This window comes from Kitasatospora herbaricolor (assembly GCF_030813695.1).
GTDB lineage: Bacteria > Actinomycetota > Actinomycetes > Streptomycetales > Streptomycetaceae > Kitasatospora > Kitasatospora herbaricolor.
The window spans coordinates 8477522-8496956 of the sequence record NZ_JAUSVA010000002.1 but is presented as its reverse complement, the minus strand read 5'-3'; the positions used below and the strand labels follow the sequence as shown (position 1 = coordinate 8496956).

Annotated in this window: 1 protein-coding gene; it reads right to left on the bottom strand. The window is 77.1% G+C overall.

Going from position 1 to position 19435, the window contains the following annotated elements:
- Window positions 1-52: 52 nt before the first annotated feature.
- Window positions 53-19339 (bottom strand): type I polyketide synthase, encoded by a 19287-nt coding sequence (locus tag J2S46_RS36775; protein WP_307352476.1) that lies wholly within the window; start codon window positions 19337-19339, stop codon window positions 53-55.
- Window positions 19340-19435: the final 96 nt, after the last annotated feature.

The following is a 19435-nucleotide window of genomic DNA, read 5'->3' as shown; positions in this document are numbered from 1 at the left end:
ACCCGGTTCGGGTGCGTCCGCCCCACCGGCCCGGGGCCGGTGGGGCGGTGCCTCACTGGAGGCCGAGCTCCCCGTCGATCAGGTCGAACAGCTCGTCGTCGTCGGCCCCGTCCAGCCGGTCGGCGAACCCGGAGGCGTGCTCGCCGCGGGCGGCCCGGATCCGCTCCAGGACCGACTGGAGACGGTCCGCCAGTAGGTCGAGCTCGCCGCCGTCGGCACCGAGCGCGGCCGGGTCGGCGAGCGCCGACTCCAGCTCCGCCATCCCGGCGAGCACCGGCGCGACGACGCCCGCCCGCTCGGCCGGCGGGGCCAGCAGGCCCTCCAGGTGGCGGGCCAGGGCGCCGGCGGTCGGGTGGTCGAACAGGAGGGTGCTGGGCAGCCGCAGGCCCAGCGCGGCTCCCAGCCGGCCACGCAGTTCGACCGCCGTCAGCGAGTCCAGGCCGAGGTCCAGCAGGCCCCGGTCGACCGGCACGGCCCCGAGGTCGGCGTGGCCCAGCACCTCGCCGACGTAGCGGCGCACCAGGTCCAGCACGGCGCGGCCGCGGTCGGCCGGGTCCAGCCCGTTGAGCCGGTCCGCCTGTTCCCGGCCCGCGGGGGCGCCGGTGCCGGCCGGACGGCCGGCGGCGGCGCCGGTGCCGGCCGGACGGCCGGCGGCGGCGCCGGTGGCGGGGAGCAGGGCCCGCAGCGCCGCGGCCGGCCCGGAGCCGGGCCCGCCGGCTCCGGGCGCGGCCAGCCGCACGGCGACCGCGACCGGCTGACCCGCGGTCAGCGCGGCGTCCAGCTGGTCCAGCGCGCTGGTGGGCGACAGCGGGGCGATGCCCACCCGGGCGATCCGGGCCCGGTCGGCGGCGCCGAGCGCGCTGCCCATGCCCTCGCCCTCCCAGAGTCCCCAGGGCAGGGACAGCGCGGGAAGCCCCTCGGCGTGCCGGTGCAGGGCCAGCGCGTCGAGGAAGGAGTTGGCGGCCGCGTAGGCCCCCTGCCCGGCGGTGCCCAGCACCCCGGCGACCGAGGAGAACAGCACGAAGGCGGCGAGCGGCAGCTCCCTGGTGGCCTGGTGCAGCGCCCAGGCGCCGCCGACCTTGGGCCGCAGCACGGCGTCCACCCGTTCCACGGTCAGCCCCTGGACGAGCCCGTCGTCCAGCACGCCCGCGGCGTGCAGCACCCCGGTGACCGGCGGACCGGCCGGCAGCAGGCCGAGGACGCGCGCGACCGCGGCCGGGTCGGCCACGTCGCAGGCGGCGGCCAGCACCTGGACGCCCTGCCCGGCCAGTTCCTCGGCCAGGCCGGGGGCCACCGTGCCGCCGCGGCTGAGCAGCAGCAGGGAGCGCACCCCGTGGACGGCGGCCAGGTGGCGCACGACGGTCGCGGCAAGGGCCCCGGAGGCGCCGGAGACGATCACCGTGCCGTCGCCGAAGGCGCCGGAGGCGGGCCGGGCGGGCGCGGACGCCCCCGGGCCGGAGCGGCCCAGCCGGGGGACGAACAGCCGGCCCTCGCGGAGCAGCACGTGCGGTTCGTCGTCGGGCCACCGGACGGCCGGCACCCGCCCGAGGTCGTCGGCGGGCAGGTCGGTGTCGACCAGCAGCACCCGGCCGGGGTGCTCGGTGGCCGCCGAGCGCACCAGCCCGCCCACCGCGGCGGCGGCGAGGGCCTGCGGCGTGCCCGGCTCGGTGCCCGGCAGCAGTACGGCCAGCCGGCCGGACTCGAACCGCTCCTCGGCCAGCCACTCCTGGAGCGCCGTCAGCGCCCACGCGGTGGCGGCCCCGACCAGGTCGGGCACGGCGGCGTCCACCGGCCCGGCCGGGAGCGGCAGCAGCACCGTGGGCGGCACCGGGTGGCCCGCGTCCGCGGCCAGCTCCCGCAGCGCCGGGTACGGCCGGACCGGGCGCCCCGTCGCGATGATCACCTCGGCGAGCCGGGGCGCGCCGACGACGGCGACCGGGTCAGCCGTGGCCGGCAGGGCCAGCTCGGCGGTGCCCGGCACCAGCAGCGGGTCGCCGCCGCCCGCCGCGACGAAGCGCTCGGCCGGGACCTCGGCGAGTTCCAGCGCCCCGGCGTGCAGCAGCGGGGCGCCCGACCCGTCGTACAGCGTGACGGCCGCGCGGTGCGCGTCCTCGGGGACCACCCGTGCCCGCAGCGGCCCGGTGGCCGTCCCGGGGTGCAGCCTGACGCCGCGCCAGGCGGACGGCAGCAGCAGGGTCGGCCGGCCGTCCTCGGGGAGGCCGGCGTGGGCCCAGGGGTGCAGGGCGGCGTCCAGCAGGGCGGGCGGTACGGCGAAACGGCGGTCGGCGTCGCGTCCGCCCTCGTCGGGCGCGGCGAGTTCGGCCGACAGGCTGCCGTCCGGATGGCGCCAGGCCGCGGTGACGGCGCGGAAGGCACCCGCGTACCCGAGGCCGTGGGCCGCGAGCGCCGGGTAGAGCGCGTCCGGGCCGACCGGCTCCGCACCGGGCGGGGGCCAGCCGCCCGCCGCGACGGACGGTTCGGTGCCGTCGGCCGGGGCGAGGACCCCGGAGGCGTACAGCACCCAGGGTGCCTCGGCCGCCGTGTCGGGGCGGGCGTGGACGCGGATCTCCCGCTCACCGTCGGCGCCGGCGGGGGCGACCGTGATCTGGAGCCGGACGGCCTCCTCGGGGTGCGCCAGCAGCGGCGCGTGCAGGTCCAGGGCGGCGACGACCGGCACGCCCGTGCTCCGCCCGACGTGCAGCGCCAGGTCGAGCAGGGCGGTGGCGGGCAGCACGGTCGCACCGGCGACGGTGTGCCCGGTGAGCCACGGGTGCTCGCGCAGGGCGAGCCGCCCGGTGAAGAGGCTGCCGGCGCCCTCGGCGAGTTCCACGGCCGCGCCCAGGAAGGGGTGGTCGGCGGCGGTGAGACCGGCGGCGGTCACGTCACCGGCCGGCGCGGGGGCGTCGAGCCAGTGCCGGGTGCGCTGGAAGGGGTAGGTCGGCAGCTGGGCCGCCGGGTCGGCGCCGGGCCTCGGCGTACCGAACAGGGCATTCCAGTCCACCCGTCCGCCCGCCGTGTGCACGGCGGCCAGCGCGCCCACCAGGGTGGCCGGTCCGGGCCGGCCGCGGCGCAGCGCGGCCGCCGCGAGGGCGGGAGGCTGCTGCGGGTCGGCGGCCGGGTCGGCGGCGAGGATGTCCGGGACGAGGGTGGTGAGGACGGTGTCCGGGCCGATCTCCAGGTACCGCGTGGTGCCGAGCTCGTGCAGGGCCCGGACGCCGTCGGCGAACCGGACGGCCCCGCGTACGTGCCGGGCCCAGTACTCGGGTGCGGCGCTCTCGTCGGGGTCCGTGCTGCGGCCGGTCAGGTCGGAGACGAAGGGGACGGCCGGCGGGGCGAAGGAGAGCCCGGCGAGGGCCGTCCGGAAGTCGTCCAGCATCGGGTCCATCAGCGGGGAGTGGAAGGCGTGACTGACCTTCAGCCGCTTGGCCTTCACCCCCTGGGCGGAGAGCCGGGCGGCGACGGCCAGCACGGCGTCCTCGTCGCCCGACAGGACGGTGGCGAGCGGGCCGTTGACGGCGGCCACCGAGACCTGGGCCTGGTAGCCGTCGAGCGCGGCGGCGACCTGGGCCTCACCGGCGCGGAAGGAGAACATGGCCCCTTCGGCCGGCAGCGCGTCCATCAGCCGGCTGCGGGCCGCGACCAGGGCGACCGCGTCGGCCAGGGTGAGCACCCCGGCGGCGTGGGCCGCGGCGACGGCGCCGATCGAGTGGCCGAGGACGGCGTCGGGCCGCACCCCGAACTCCGCGAGCAGTCGGACGAGTGCGGTCTCGACGGCGAACAGGGCGGGCTGGGTGTAGGCCGTCCGGTCCAGCAGACCGGTCTCCTCGAACACCACCTCCCGCAACGACCGCTCCAGATGGGGATCGAACGCCGCGCACACCTCGTCGAAGGCCGCCGCGTACACCGGGAACGCCTCGTACAACTCACGCCCCATACCGACCCGCTGACTGCCCTGACCGGTGAACACGAACGCCGTCCGGCCACCCAGCACCCCGCCCGCGACCACCGCGGCGGACTCAGCCCCCGACGCCAACGCCGCCAACCCGGCCACCAACTCGCCCCGGTCCGACCCCAGCACCACCGCCCGACGCTCGAACGCCGACCGCGACGACACCAACGCCCGCCCCACACCCGAAGCCTCCAGCTCCGGCCGATCCGCCACGAACGCCAGCAGACGCCCCGCCTGCTCCCGCAACGCACCCTCCGTACGCGCCGACACCGGCCACACCACCACCGGAGCCACCACCGACTCCGGCCCAGGGACGGACTCCACCCACTCGACCGGCGGCTGCTCCAGGATCACGTGCGCGTTCGTCCCGCTGATCCCGAACGACGACACCGCCGCCCGCCGCGGACGCCCCACCTCCGGCCACTCCCGCGACCGCGACAGCAACTCCACCCCACCCGACGACCAGTCGACGTGCGGGCTGGGTGCGTCCACGTGCAGGGTCGCGGGCAGGAGCCCGTGCCGGATCGCCTCGATCATCTTGATCACGCCGGCCGCACCCGCGGCCGCCTGGGTGTGACCGATGTTGGACTTGATCGACCCCAGCCACAGCGGCTGGTCCCCGGGCCGTTCGCGGCCGTAGGTGGCCAGCAGCGCCTGCGCCTCGATCGGGTCGCCCAACCGCGTCCCCGTCCCGTGCGCCTCCACGGCGTCGACGTCCCCGGCGGACAGGCCGGCCGACGCCAGCGCCGCCCGGATCACCCGTTGCTGGGCAGGGCCGTTGGGGGCGGTGAGGCCGTTGCTGGCGCCGTCCTGGTTCACGGCGGACCCCCGGACGAGCGCGAGCACGGGGTGCCCGTTGCGCCGGGCGTCGGAGAGCCGCTCCAGGACGAGCAGGCCCGCGCCCTCCGCCCAGCCGGTTCCGTCGGCGGCCGCCGCGAAGGGCTTGCAGCGGCCGTCGGGGGCAAGGCCGCGCTGCCGGCTGAACTCCACGAAGGTGGCCGGCGTCGCCATCACGGTGACACCACCCGCGAGGGCGAGCGTGCACTCGCCGGAGCGCAGCGCCTGGCTGGCGAGGTGCAGGGCCACCAGCGAGGACGAGCAGGCCGTGTCGACCGTCACCGCCGGCCCCTCCAGGCCGAGCGCGTACGACACCCGGCCGGACGCGACGCTCCCGGCGCTCCCACTCACCAGATAGCCCTCGTAGCCGTCCGGGGCCACCGGGGCCTGGCTGAGCCGGGAGCCGTAGTCGTCGTACATGACGCCGGCGAACACACCGGTCCGGCTGCCGCGCAGGGCGGCCGGGTCGATCCCGGCCCGCTCCACGGCCTCCCAGGCGGTCTCCAGCAGCAACCGCTGCTGCGGGTCGGTGGCCAGTGCCTCGCGCGGGCTCATGCCGAAGAAGGCGGGGTCGAAGTCGGCGGCGTCGTACAGGAATCCGCCCTCCCGGGCGGCCGAGGTGCCGGGCCGCTCGGGGTCGGGGTGGTACAGCCGCTCCAGGCTCCAGCCGCGGTCCTCGGGGAAGGGGCCGACGGCGTCGACCCCACCCTCGACCAGCCGCCAGAGGTCCTCCGGCGAGCGCACCCCACCGGGGTAGCGGCAGCCGATGCCGACGATCGCGATCGGGTCGTCGTCGGGCGCTCCCGGGCCTGCGGCCGGCCCCGACGGTTCCTCCGCCCGCTGCTGCCCGCCGTCGGGCCCTTCCTCGGGCAGCAGTTCGGCCCGCAGGTGCTCGGCCAGCGCCGCCGGGCTCGGGTGGTCGAAGACGAGGGTGCTGGACAGCCTCAGGCCGGTCGCGGCGTTGACGCGGTTGCGCAGCTCGACCGCGGCCAGCGAGTCGAAGCCCTGCTCGGTGAACGAGCGGTCCTCCTCGACCGCGTGCGGCCCGCTGTGGCCGAGCACGGCGGCCGTGGCGCCGCGCACCAGCTCGCGCAGGAGCAGGCCGCGCTCGGCCACGGGCAGGGCCGCCAGCCGCGCCGCCAGGGTGGCGGCGCCGGCCGGGGCGGCCGCACGGGCGGCCGCGGCCCGCCGCGCGGCGGGACGGACCAGTGCCCGCAGCAGCGCCGGCAGCGTGGCGACAGCGCCGCCGGTCAGGTCGAGCCGGACGGGTGCGAGCAGCGGCTCGGGTGCGGTGAGCGAGGCGTCCAGCAGGGCGAGCGCCTCGGCCGGCGGCAGCGGGGCGATCCCCGTCCTGGCGAGGCGAGCCAGGTCGGCGGCGGCCAGCCGGCTGCCCATCCCGTCGCCGTCCCACAGGCCCCAGGCCAGCGAGAGCGCGGGCAGGCCGAGCCGTCGCCGGTGCACGGCGAGCGCGTCCAGGAAGGAGTTGGCGGCGGCGTAGGGGCCCTGGCCGGCGGTGCCGAGCAGGCCGGCGACCGAGGAGAACAGCACGAAGGCGGCGAGCGGCAGCTCCTTGGTGGCCTCGTGCAGCGCCCAGGCGCCGTCGGCCTTGGGCCGCAGCACACCGGCGATCCGGTCGGCGGTCAGCCCTTCGGCCACGCCGTCGTCGACCACTCCCGCGGCGTGCAGCACGGCCGTGACCGGCAGGCCCTCGGGGGCCCGGGTCAGGGCGGCGCGCACGGCATCCGGGTCGGCGACGTCGCAGGCGGCGGCCACCACGACCGCCCCGGCTGCCGTCAACTCCTCGGCCAGGCCGGGTTCGACGGTGCCCCGGCGGCTCAGCAGCAGCAGGCCGCGGACGCCGTGGCGGTGCACCAGGTGCCGGGCGACCAGGCCACCGAGTGCGCCCGAGGCTCCGGTGAGCACGACGGTGCCCGCGCCGAACGCCGGGGCGTCCTGGCGGGCGTCGCCGGCCGATGTCTCGGCGCGGACCAGCCTCGGCACCAGCAGTTCGGTTCCACGTACCGTCACCTCCGGCTCGCGGTCGGGGTGCCAGGCCGCGGGCGGTACCGGCACCCCGGGCTCGGCGTCCAGCAGGGCGACCCGGCCGGGGTGTTCGGTGGCCGCCGAGCGGAACAGGCCGCGCACCGCGGCGGCGGCGAGGTCCGGCCGGTGCCCGGCGTCGGCGGTGCCTACCGCGCCCCGGGTGAGCAGCACCAGCCGGGAGCCGGTGAAGCGCTCCTCGGCCAGCCACTCCTGGAGCACCGGCAGCAGCTGCCGCACGGCCTCCCGGGCGGCCGCGGCCGGGTCGGCGACGTCGGCCGGCGTCGCGTAGGGCAGCAGGACGGCCGGCGGCAGGGCGCCCGCTTCGGCGCTGTCGCGCAGGGCGGCCAGGCCGGTGACGGCGACCGTCCGCGGCAGCAGCGCGAAGTCCGGCTGCTCCCCGGCCACGGCCAGCACGGCGGCCTCGCCGCCCGGTGCCGCGGACGGTTCGGGGACGAGCGGCCCCGTGGGCTCCGGCTGCCAGGCCAGGGTGTACAGCGAGCGGTCCGGCGGGCGGTGGGCAGTGCTCCGAAGGGCCCGGGTCAGGGCCTCCGGCTCGACCGGGCGCAGGTCCAGCCTGCGCACCGAGGCGAGCGGGGCGCCCTCGGCGTCGGCGAGGGTCAGCGCGTACCCGCCGTCGACGGGACGCAGCCGGACCCTGGCGGCGGCCGCGCCGACCGCCTGCACGGCGACGCCGCTCCATGCGAAGGGCAGCACCAGTGCGGGGGCGCCGTCGGGTACGGCCGCGCGGCCGTACCGGGCGACCAGGTGGAGGGCGGCGTCCAGCAGCGCCGGGTGCAGGCCGTAGGCGGGGGCCGTACCGGCCTGTGCCTCGGGCAGCGCGACCTCGGCGTAGAGGGTGCCGTCCTCGGCCTGCCAGCCGGCCCGCAGACCCTGGAAGGCCGGGCCGTAGTGGTACCCCTCGTCGGCGAGCCGGTGGTAGACGTCGTCGAGCGGCAGGGCGGCCGTTTGGGCGGGCGGCCAGGACGGCAGGCCCTCGTCGTCGGCCGGGCCGGTGGTGGCGAGCACCCCGGAGGCGTGCCGGGTCCAGGGTGCCTCGTCCTCCCCGGCGGGGCGGGAGTGCACCGCGAGCGCCCGGCGGCCGTCGTCGGCGGCGGCCACGGAGAGCTGGATGTGGACGGCGCCTTCGGCCGGCAGGCCGAGCGGCGCCTCCAGGGTCAGCTCCTCCAGGTAGGGGGCGTCGGCCCGCTCGCCCGCCCGCAGGGCCAGTTCGACCAGGGCGGCGCCGGGCAGCAGCACACCGCCGCTGACGGCGTGGTCGGCGAGCCAGGGCAGGGCGGCGAGCGAGAGCCGGCCGGTGAGCAGCAGGCCTCCGCTGTCGGGCAGGTGGAGTTCGGCGCCGAGCAGCGGATGCCCGGCGGCGTCGAGGCCCACGCCGTGCGGGTCGGCGGGCGTGGCGTCGGGGTCGAGCCAGAAGCGACGGTGCTCGAAGGGGTAGGTGGGCAGGTCGGGGGCGTCGGCGATCCGGCCGGACACACCGGTCAGGGCCGCCCAGTCGACGTCCGCGCCGTCGGCGGCGTGCCGGGCCAGCGCGGTGGCCAGGGTCTGCGGCTCGGAGCGGTCGCGGCGCAGGGCGGCCGCCGTGCCGACCGGTCCTTCGTCGCCGAGGGCGGCCTGCACGAAGGCGGTGAGTACGGCGTCGGGGCCGAGTTCCAGGAACCGGGTGGCGCCCTGGGCGTGCAGGGTGCGGACGGCGTCGTGGAAGCGCACGGCGGAGCGGATGTGCCCGGCCCAGTAGCCGGGGTCGGCCAGTTCGGCGGCCGTGGCGAGGGCTCCGGTCACGTCCGAGACGACGGGGAGCAGCGGCTCCTGGTACCCGATCTTCTCGGCGGTGGCCCGGAACTCCGCCAGCACCGACTCCATGTGCGGCGAGTGGAAGGCATGACTGACCGTCAGCTTCCTTACCCGGCGACCGCGTTCGCGCCAGGTGTCGGCAATCTGAAGGACGGCCTCCTCGTCACCCGAGAGCACCACCGAGCGCGGCCCGTTCACCGCGGCGAGCGACACCTCACCCTCGCGGCCGGCCAGTTCGGCCAGCACCTCCTCCTCGGCGGCCTCGATCGCCACCATCGCCCCACCGGCACGCGCCGACTCCATCAACCGGCCGCGACCGGCCACCAGCGCCGCCGCGTCCGCCAGCGAGAAGACCCCCGCCACGTACGCCGCCACCACCCCGCCGATCGAATGCCCCGCCACCAGGTCGGGCAGCACCCCGGCGGACGTCACCAGCCGGTGCAGCGCGACCTCGACGGCGAACAGGGCGGGCTGGGTGTAGGCCGTCCGGTCCAGCAGACCGGTCTCCTCGAACACCACCTCCCGCAGCGAGCGCTCCAGATGGGGATCGAACGCCGCGCACACCTCGTCGAAGGCCGCCGCGTACACCGGGAACGCCTCGTACAACTCACGCCCCATACCGACCCGCTGACTGCCCTGACCGGTGAAGAGGAAGGCGGTGCGCCCGGGGGCGGTCCGGCCGCGCAGCACAATGGGGCTCTCCTCGCCGGCGGCCAGCGCACGCAGCCCGTCGAGCAGGTCGGACCGGGACGGGCCCACCAGGACGGCGCGGTGCTCCAGCGCGCCGCGGGTGGCGGCGAGGGCGTGGCCGACCCGGCCGGCGTCGACACCGGGCTGCCCGGCGAGGTGCTCGTGCAGCCGTCCGGCCTGCGCGCGCAGCGCGCTCTCCGTGCGGGCCGACACCGGCCACACGGTGACCGGGGCGGCCGGGGTGATCTCCGGTTCGGGCTCGACGGGCGGCTGCTCCAGGATCACGTGCGCGTTCGTCCCGCTGATCCCGAACGACGACACCGCCGCCCGCCGCGGACGCCCCACCTCCGGCCACTCCCGCGACCGCGACAGCAACTCCACCCCACCCGACGACCAGTCGATCAACGGCGAAGGCTCCTCCGCGTGCAAGGTCGCCGGCAACACCCCCTCCGACATCGCCCGCACCATCTTGATCACACCACCGACACCCGCCGCCGCCTGCGCATGCCCGATGTTCGACTTCAACGACCCCAGCCACAACGGCCGATCCTCCGCACGACCCCGCCCGTAGGTGGCCAGCAGCGCCTGCGCCTCGATCGGGTCACCCAACCGCGTCCCCGTCCCATGCGCCTCCACCGCGTCCACATCACCCGCCGACAGACCCGCCGCCGCCAACGCCGACCGGATCACCCGCTCCTGCGAAGGGCCGTTCGGCGCCGTCAGACCGTTGCTCGCACCGTCCTGATTCACCGCCGACCCACGCACCACCGCCAACACCCGATGACCCCTCGCCCGAGCATCCGAAAGCCGCTCAAGAACGAGAACACCCACCCCCTCACTCCACCCCGTCCCGTCCGCACCCGCCGCGAACGACTTGCACCGACCGTCCGCCGACAACCCCCGCTGCCGACTGAACTCCACGAAGGTGTCCGGCCGCGCCATGACGGTGACACCACCGGCCAGGGCGAGCGAGCACTCGCCGGAGCGCAGCGCCTGGCTGGCGAGATGCAGGGCGACGAGCGAGGAGGAGCAGGCCGTGTCGACCGTCACCGCCGGCCCTTCCAGGCCGAAGGTGTAGGCGATCCGGCCGGAGATCACGCTGGAGGTGTTGCCGGTCAGCAGGTATCCCTCGTACCCCTCGGGGGCGCGCTGGAGCCTGGAGCCGTAGTCGTTGTACATCACGCCGGCGAAGACGCCGGCCGGGGTCCCGCGCAGGGTGGCCGGGTCGATCCCGGCCCGCTCCAGCGCCTCCCAGGACGACTCCAGCAGCAGCCGCTGCTGCGGATCCATCGCCGCCGCCTCCCGCGGCGAGATCCCGAAGAACTCCGCGTCGAAGTCGGCCGCACGGTGCAGGAATCCGCCCTCACGGGAGTAGGACGTGCCCTGGTGGTCGGGGTCGGGGTGGTACAGGTTGTCGAGGTCCCAGCCGCGGTCGGTCGGGAACCCGGAGATCGCGTCCCGCCCCTGCGCCACCAACCGCCACAGATCCTCGGGCGAACCCACCCCACCCGGATAACGGCAGGCCATCCCCACGATCGCGATCGGCTCGTCCACCGCCACCGCACGCCGAACAGCCCGCGGCTGCACGGAGGTTCGGGCACTGTCGAGTTCGTCGAGCAGCCTGGCGGTGAGCGCCGCCGGCGAAGGCTGGTCGAAGACCACGGTGCTGGGCAGGCGCAGGCCGGTCACGGCGTTCAGGCGGTTGCGCAGTTCGACCGCGGTCAGCGAGTCGACCCCGAGGTCCTTGAAGGGCCGGCCGGCCTCGACCACGCCGGAGCCGTCGTGCCCGAGGACGGCACCGACCACGGAGAGCACCAAGTCGCCTGCCACCCTTGCCCGTTCCGCCTCGGGCAGCGAGGCGGTGCGTTCGGCCCACCCGCCGGCCGCCGCACCCGCGCCCCGGGCGGCGCTGCGGCGGACCTGACCGGGGACGAGGCCGCGCAGCGGCGCGGGCAGCGGACCCTCGGCGGCCCGGGCCCGCAGCGCCGCACGGTCGATCCGGGCCGGCACCAGCAGCGGGGCGGGGTCGGCGAGGGCGGCGTCGAAGAGCTCCAGGCCGCGCGTGACGTCCAGCGGCGGCAGGCCGCTCCGCTCCCAGCGGCGGATGCCCGCCGCGTCCAGCGCGCCTGCCATACCCTCCTCCTGCGCCCAGAGCGACCAGGCGAGCGACGTGGCGGGCAGGCCGCGGGCCGCGCGGTGCTGGGCGAGGGCGTCGAGCAGCGTGTTGGCGGCCGCGTAGCCTCCCTGCCCGGCGGTGCCGGTGATGCCGGAGACGGAGGAGAAGAGGACGAAGGCCTTCAGGTCCGCCCCGGCGGTCAGCTCGTGCAGGTGCCAGGCGCCGTCGGCCTTCGGGCGGAGCACGCGGTCGAGCCGCCCGCCGTCGAGGGTGGCGAGCGTGCCGTCGTCCAGCACGCCGGCCAGGTGCAGGACGGCGGTGAGCGGCCGGTCCGCCGGCACGGCCGCGAGGACGGCGGCCAGGGCCTCGCGGTCGCCGGTGTCCGCGGCGGCGAACCGGACCTCGGCGCCCTGCCGGGAGAGTTCGTCGGCGAGCGCTTCGGCGCCCTCGGCCGCACCGCCGCGGCGGCCCGCCAGCAGCAGGTGCCGCACCCCGTGCCGGTTGACCAGGTGGCGGGCGAGCAGGACGCCGAGTCCGCCGGTGCCACCGGTGATCAGGACGGTGCCGGTGCCGAGGTCGGGCGGACCGGCATCGGGCGCCGGGTCCCTGGGAGCGGGGGCGGCGGGCACCAGGACGGGCAGGAGTGCGGCTCCCCGGCGCAGGGCGAGTTGGGGCAGCCCGGTGGCCAGGGCCGCCGGCAGGGCCGCCGCCGAGGACGGCTCGTCGTCGAGGTCGGCGAGTTGCAGTCGGTCCGGGTTCTCGGTCTGCGCGCTGCGGACCAGGCCCCACACACCGGCGGCGGCGGGTGCGGGCACGGTGTCCTCGGGCAGGGCACCGACGGCCCCACGGGTCACGAAGGCCAGCCTGCTGCCGGCCAACCGGTCCTCGGCCAGCCAGCGCTGGGCGAGGAGCAGGGCCTCGCGGGCCAGGCCGCGGGCGGCCCCGGGGACATCGGGGCCGGCACCGCCCGGGCGGGCGCTGTCCGGGCCGGCGCTGTCCGGGCCGGCGGTCTGCGCGTCGGGCGCGTCCTGACCGGCGGCGGGCAGGAAGGCGAGGACGGCGTCGGGTGCGGGCTCGCCCGCTGCCAGGGCGGACAGCAGCGTCTCCAGGTCGGGTACGGCCGGCAGGTCCGTCAGACCGTCCGGCGCCCGGCCCAGAACCAGCACCCGGCCCGCGGCGTCGGTGTCACGCACGGGGGCGCCGCCGGGCAGCGGCTGCCAGTCGACGCGGTGCAGGGCGCCCCGGCCGTCGGTGGTGGCGGTGGCCGCAAGTGGGGCGCTGCGCAGGGACAGTGACCCGACCGACAGCACCGGCCGGCCTTCGGCGTCCGCGGCGTTCAGCGTGGAGCCGCCCTCGGCGGCGGGCGCCCAGTGGACGCGCAGCACGTCCGGTCCCTGGGCGTGCAGCCGGACCGCCCCGAACGAGAACGGCAGCGGCAGGCCGGCCGTGCCGATGTCCTGCCCGGCCGCCTCGGCGTCGACGAGCGGGTGCAGGGCGGCGTCCAGCAGGGCGGGGTGGACGCCGTAGCCGGCGGCGTCCCGGGCCTGTTCGTCGTCGAGCGCGAGTTCGGCGAACAGCTCCGGGCCGCGCCGCCAGGCCGCGCGGACGCCTTGGAAGGCCGGCCCGTACGCGTAGCCGTGGCCGAGCAGCCTGGCGTACAGCGCGTCGACGTCCAGCGGTTCGGCCTCGGCCGGGGGCCAGGTGGTCACCGCCTGCGCCGGCGGGCCGGCCTGGGGAGCCGCGAGCAGACCGTCGGCGTGCCGGGTCCAGCCCTCGGTGTCCTCCGGGGCTCCGTGGTCCGGCCGGTGCGGGCGGCCGTGGATCGCCACCGTCCGGCGGCCCCGCTCGTCCGGCGGGCCGACCGCGATCTGGAGTTGGACCGGGCCGCCGGCGGGCAGCGGCAGCGGGGCGTGCAGGGTCAACTCGTCCACCCCGTCCGTCCCGAGGCGCCCGGCGGCGGCGAGGGCGAGTTCGAGGAACGCCGTGCCCGGCAGCAGCGGTGTGCCGAGGATGTCGTGGTCGGCGAGCCAGGGCCGGTCTGCGAGCGAGATCCGGCCGGTGAGCAGCAGTCCCCCGTCGTCGGCGAGTCCGACGGCCGCCGCGAGCAGCGGGTGGTCCGCCTCGGACAGGCCGAGGGCGGCGGCGTCGGTGGCCGGCCGGGGCACCGACCAGTAGTGGGTGTGCTGGAAGGCGTAGGTGGGGAGGTCGAGGGCCGGCGTCGGCCCGGGAAGCAGCGGGAGCAGCACGCCGGCCGGGGCGCCGGCGGTGTGCAGCCGGGCGAGTGCGGCGGCCAGTCCGTGCGCCTCGGGCCGGTTGCGGCGCAGGAGCGGGACGGCCGCCGTGCCGGTGTCGTCGTCCAGCGTGTCCCGGACGAAGGCGCTGAGGACGGCGTCGGGGCCGACCTCGACGACGGTGGTGGCGCCCTGGGCGTGCAGGGTGCGGACGGCGTCGTGGAAGCGCACGGCGGAGCGGATGTGCCCGGCCCAGTAGCCGGGGTCGGCCAGTTCGGCGGCCGTGGCGATGGCTCCGGTCACGTCCGAGACGACGGGGAGCAGCGGCTCCCCGAACCCGACCGTTTCTGCGGTGGCCCGGAACTCCGCCAGCACCGACTCCATGTGCGGCGAGTGGAAGGCATGACTGACCGTCAACTTCCGTACCCGACGACCGCGTTCGCGCCAGGTGTCGGCAATCTGAAGGACGGCCTCCTCGTCACCCGAGAGCACCACCGAGCGCGGCCCGTTCACCGCGGCGAGCGACACCTCACCCTCGCGGCCGGCCAGTTCGGCCAGCACCTCCTCCTCGGCGGCCTCGATCGCCACCATCGCCCCACCGGCACGCGCCGACTCCATCAACCGGCCGCGACCGGCCACCAGCGCCGCCGCGTCCGCCAGCGAGAAGACCCCCGCCACGTACGCCGCCACCACCCCGCCGATCGAATGCCCCGCCACGAGATCCGGGGTGATGCCGTGCGACTCCAGCAGTCGGACGAGTGCGGTCTCGACGGCGAACAGGGCGGGCTGGGTGTAGGCCGTCCGGTCCAGCAGACCGGTCTCCTCGAACACCACCTCCCGCAACGACCGCTCCAGATGGGGATCGAACGCCGCGCACACCTCGTCGAAGGCCGCCGCGTACACCGGGAACGCCTCGTACAACTCACGCCCCATACCGACCCGCTGACTGCCCTGACCGGTGAACACGAACGCCGTCCGGCCACCCAGCACCCCGCCCGCGACCACCGCGGCGGACTCAGCCCCCGACGCCAACGCCGCCAACCCGGCCACCAACTCGCCCCGGTCCGACCCCAGCACCACCGCCCGACGCTCGAACGCCGACCGCGACGACACCAACGCCCGCCCCACACCCGAAGCCTCCAGCTCCGGCCGATCCGCCACGAACGCCAGCAGACGCCCCGCCTGCTCCCGCAACGCACCCTCCGTACGCGCCGACACCGGCCACACCACCACCGGAGCCACCACCGACTCCGGCCCAGGGACGGACTCCACCCACTCGACCGGCGGCTGCTCCAGGATCACGTGCGCGTTCGTCCCGCTGATCCCGAACGACGACACCGCCGCCCGCCGCGGACGCCCCACCTCCGGCCACTCCCGCGCCCGCGACAGCAACTCCACCCCACCCGACGACCAGTCGATCAACGGCGAAGGCTCCTCCGCGTGCAAGGTCGCCGGCAACACCCCCTCCGACATCGCCCGCACCATCTTGATCACACCACCGACACCCGCCGCCGCCTGCGCATGCCCGATGTTCGACTTCAACGACCCCAGCCACAACGGCCGGTCCTCCGCACGACCCCGCCCGTAGGTGGCCAGCAGCGCCTGCGCCTCGATCGGGTCACCCAACCGCGTCCCCGTCCCATGCGCCTCCACCGCGTCCACATCACCCGCCGACAGACCCGCCGCCGCCAACGCCGACCGGATCACCCGCTCCTGCGAAGGGCCGTTCGGCGCCGTCAGACCGTTGCTCGCACCGTCCTGATTCACCGCCGACCCACGCACCACCGCCAACACCCGATGACCCCTCGCCCGAGCATCCGAAAGCCGCTCAAGAACGAGAACACCCACCCCCTCACTCCACCCCGTCCCGTCCGCACCCGCCGCGAACGACTTGCACCGACCGTCCGCCGACAACCCCCGCTGCCGACTGAACTCCACGAACATGCCGGGGGTGGCCATCACGGTGACACCACCCGCGAGCGCGAGCGAGCAGTCCCCCGAGCGCAGGGCCTGGGCGGCCTGGTGCAGGGCGACGAGCGAGGACGAGCAGGCCGTGTCGACCGTCACCGCCGGCCCCTCCAGGCCGAGCGCGTACGCCACCCGCCCGGAGATCACGCTGGTGGTGCTGCCGGTCAGCACATAGCCGTCCCCGCCGTCCGCGCCTTCGTACAGGCGCGGGCCGTACTCCATCGCGGTCGCGCCGACGTAGACGCCGGCCGGGGTCCCGCGCAGGGTGGCCGGGTCGATCCCGGCCCGCTCCAGCGCCTCCCAGGACGACTCCAGCAGCAGCCGCTGCTGCGGATCCATCGCCGCCGCCTCCCGCGGCGAGATCCCGAAGAACTCCGCGTCGAAGCCGCCGGCGCCGTCAAGGAAGCCGCCGTGCCGGGTGTACGCGGTGCCCGGCCGGTCGGGGTCCGGGTCGTAGAGGCCGTCGAGGTCCCAGCCGCGGTCGGTCGGGAACCCGGAGATCGCGTCCCGCCCCTGCGCCACCAACCGCCACAGATCCTCCGGCGAACCCACCCCACCCGGATAACGGCACGCCATCCCCACGATCGCGATCGGCTCGTCCACCGCCACCGCACGCCGAACCACCACCTCGGCGCGGTCGTCCCCGCGCAGGTGCTCGGCCAGTGCCTCCGGCGTCGGGTGGTCGTAGACGACGGACGCGGCGAGGTCGAGCCCGGTGGCCGCCGCCAGGCGGTCGCGGAGTTCGACGGCGCCGAGCGAGTCCAGGCCGAGGTCCTTGAAGGTCCTGCCTCCGCCGAGGGTGTGCGGGGTGACGTGCCCGAGCACGACGGCCGCCTGGGCGCGGACCAGTTCGAGCAGGTCGCGCCCGGGCCGCCGGCGCGGCTCCGGGGCAGCCGTGGGCGCGGGTTCGGCGACGGCCTGCACCGCCTCCTCGGCGGGGAGTTCGGGCCCGGCGGCCAGCCAGTGCCGCTCCCGTTGGAAGGCGTAGGTGGGCAGCGCGGTCAGCCGGGCCGCAGCGGGGGCCGCCCCCGGGCCGAAGTACGCCTGCCAGTCGACCTGGCCGCCCCGCACGTGCAGCAGTCCGAGCGCACCGAGCGCGGTCGCCGCCTCCGGCCGCCCGGAGCGCAGCAGGGCCGCCCCGCGCACCTGCGCACCGAGCCCGTTGGCCACGGCGGTGTTCCGGGCCAGGGCGCTGAGGACGGCGTCCGGCCCGAGTTCGAGGTGGGTGCGCACGCCGAGGCCGTGCAGGCTGCGGACCCCGTCGGCGAAGCGTACGGCCTGCCGCGCGTGGCGGACCCAGTGCTCGGGGTCGGCCAGGGTGTCCGGCCCGACCGGCAGGCCGGTGAGGGTGGAGACCAGCGGCAGCACGGGCGGCGCAAGGGTCAGCCCGGCGGCCACGTCGCGGAAATCGGCCAGGGCTGGCGCCATCAGCGGCGAGTGGAAGGCGTGGCTCACCCGCAGCCGGCGGGTCCGGCGGCCGAGCGCGGCGAGTCGCTCCGCCACCTGGGACACCGCCTGCTCGGTGCCGGAGAGCACGACGGCGAGCGGGCCGTTGACGGCGGCGATGCCCACCTCCTCCTCCCGTCCGGTCAGGAGGGGCAGCACCTCCTCCTCGGCCGCCTCGACCGCGACCATCGCGCCGCCCCGGGGCAGCGCGGACATCAGCCGGCCGCGGGCGGTGATCAGCGCGGCCGCGTCGGCGAGGGTCAGCACCCCGGCGGCGTGCGCGGCGGCGATCTCCCCGATCGAGTGCCCGGCGACGGCGTCCGGCACCACCCCCCAGGAACGCAGCAGCGCGTGCAGGGCGGTGCCGAGGGCGAACAGGGCCGGCTGGGTGTAGGCGGTGTCGTCCAGCAAACCGGCCTCGGGGGTGCCGGGTTCGGCGAAGAGCAGCGGGCCGAGCGGGCGGTCGAGGTGCGGGTCCAGGGCGGCCACGGTCTCGTCCAGCGCCTCGGCGAACGCCGGGAAGCGGCGGTGCAGTTCGAGCCCGGCGCCGGGGCGCTGGCTGCCCTGGCCGGGGAAGAGGAAGGCGGTGCCGCCGGCCGTTCCGGCGCTGCCGACGGACAGGCCGGGCGCGTCCTCGCCCCCGGCGAGGGCGTCCAGGGCGGCGAGCAGCGCGGAGCGGTCCCCGGCGACGACGGCGGCCCGGTCCTCGAAGGCGGTGCGGGCGGTGGCGAGCGGGGCGGCGAGCTCGGCGGCGCCGAGCTCGGGGTGGGCGTCCAGGTGGGCGCGGAGCGCGGCGGCCTGCCCGCGCAGGGCCTGCGGGCCACGGCCGGAGAGCAGCACGGGCACGGGCAGCTCGGCGGGCGCGGCCCAGGCCGCGACGGGCGCCGGCGGGGCGGCGGTCAGCACCACGTGGACGTCGGTACCGCCCATGCCGAAGGAGCTCACACCGGCCAGCGGGCCGGCGTCGGCCGGCGGGTCCGGCCAGGGGAGGAGGTCGGTCGCGACGCGCAGCCGCAGCCCCGCCAGGTCGACGGCCGGATTGGCGTTCTCGTGGTGGAGGGTGGGCGGCAGCTCGCGGTGGTGCAGGGAGAGGACGGTCTTCAGCAGGCCGACCAGCCCGGCGGCACCCTCCAGGTGACCGACGTTGCTCTTCGCGGAGCCCACGAGCAGGGGCGCTCCGGGATCGCGCCCCGCACCGAGCACCCGGCCGAGGGCGGCCGCCTCGACCGGGTCGCCGACGGCGGTTCCGGTGCCGTGGAGTTCGACGTACTGGACGCGCGCCGGGTCCACCCCGGCCTGCCGGTAGGCGGCCTCCAGCACCAGGGCCTGGCCGTCGGCGCCCGGAACGGTGAGCCCGTCGGTGGCGCCGTCGTTGCCGGTGGCGCTGGCGAGGACGACGCCGTACACCGGGTCGCCGTCGGCGAGCGCCGCCGCCAGCGGCTTCAGGAGGACCGCGACCCCGCCCTCGCCGCGCGCGTAGCCGTCGGCCGCGGCGTCGAGCGGCCGGCTGCGGCCGTGCGGGGAGAGGCCGCCGAAGCGGGCGGCCCCGAGCGTGCTGTCGGGCCCGGCGATCAGGTTGACGCCGAGGGCGACCGCGAGGTCCGACTCGCCGCTGCGCAGGCTCTCGCAGGCCAGGTGCACCGCGACCAGCGAGGAGGACTGGGCGGTGTCCACGGTCAGGCTGGGCCCGCGCAGGCCCAGCAGGTAGGAGAGTCGGTTGGCGATCATGCCCCGGTTCAGGCCGGTCAACGTGTGGCGGTCCACCGCGTCCGGGCCGCGCCGGTGCACCAGCGCGGCGTAGTCGTCCAGGAAGGCGCCGACGAAGACACCGGTACGGCTGTCGCGCAGCCGTCCGGGCACGGTGCCGGCGTCCTCCAGCGCCTCCCAGCCGAGTTCGAGCGCCAGCCGCTGCTGCGGGTCCATGGCGGCGGCCTCGCGCGGCGAGATCCCGAAGAACGCGGCGTCGAAGGTGTCGATCCGGTCCAGGAACGCACCGGCCCGCGGCACGCCCGGGGTGCCCTGCGGCCACCGGTCGGCGGGCGGCTCCCCGACGGCGTCCCGGCCTTCGCGCAGCAGCGTCCAGAACGCTTGCGGCCCGGAGGCCCCGGGCAGGCGGCAGGCGAGGCCGACCACGGCGACGGCGAGGGGCGGCGACGGGACGGCGCGCGGGCCGGTGGCTTCGGCGCCGGACGCGGCGGGGCGGGCAGGGACGGGGGCGGCTGCGGAGTGCTCGGGCTTGGCGGTCATCGCGGGGTGCGTGCTCCTCGTCGAGGCTCTGGGGGGCACGGGCGGCGCCGGTGGGCCCCGCCCGTGCGGTCATGGTCGGCGGGTCGGCTAAACCGC

What these genes read in the sequence shown, in the direction of transcription:
- J2S46_RS36775 (WP_307352476.1), bottom strand. Translation starts at nt 19,339, where the DNA reads ATGACCGCCAAGCCCGAGCACTCCGCAGCCGCCCCCGTCCCTGCCCGC.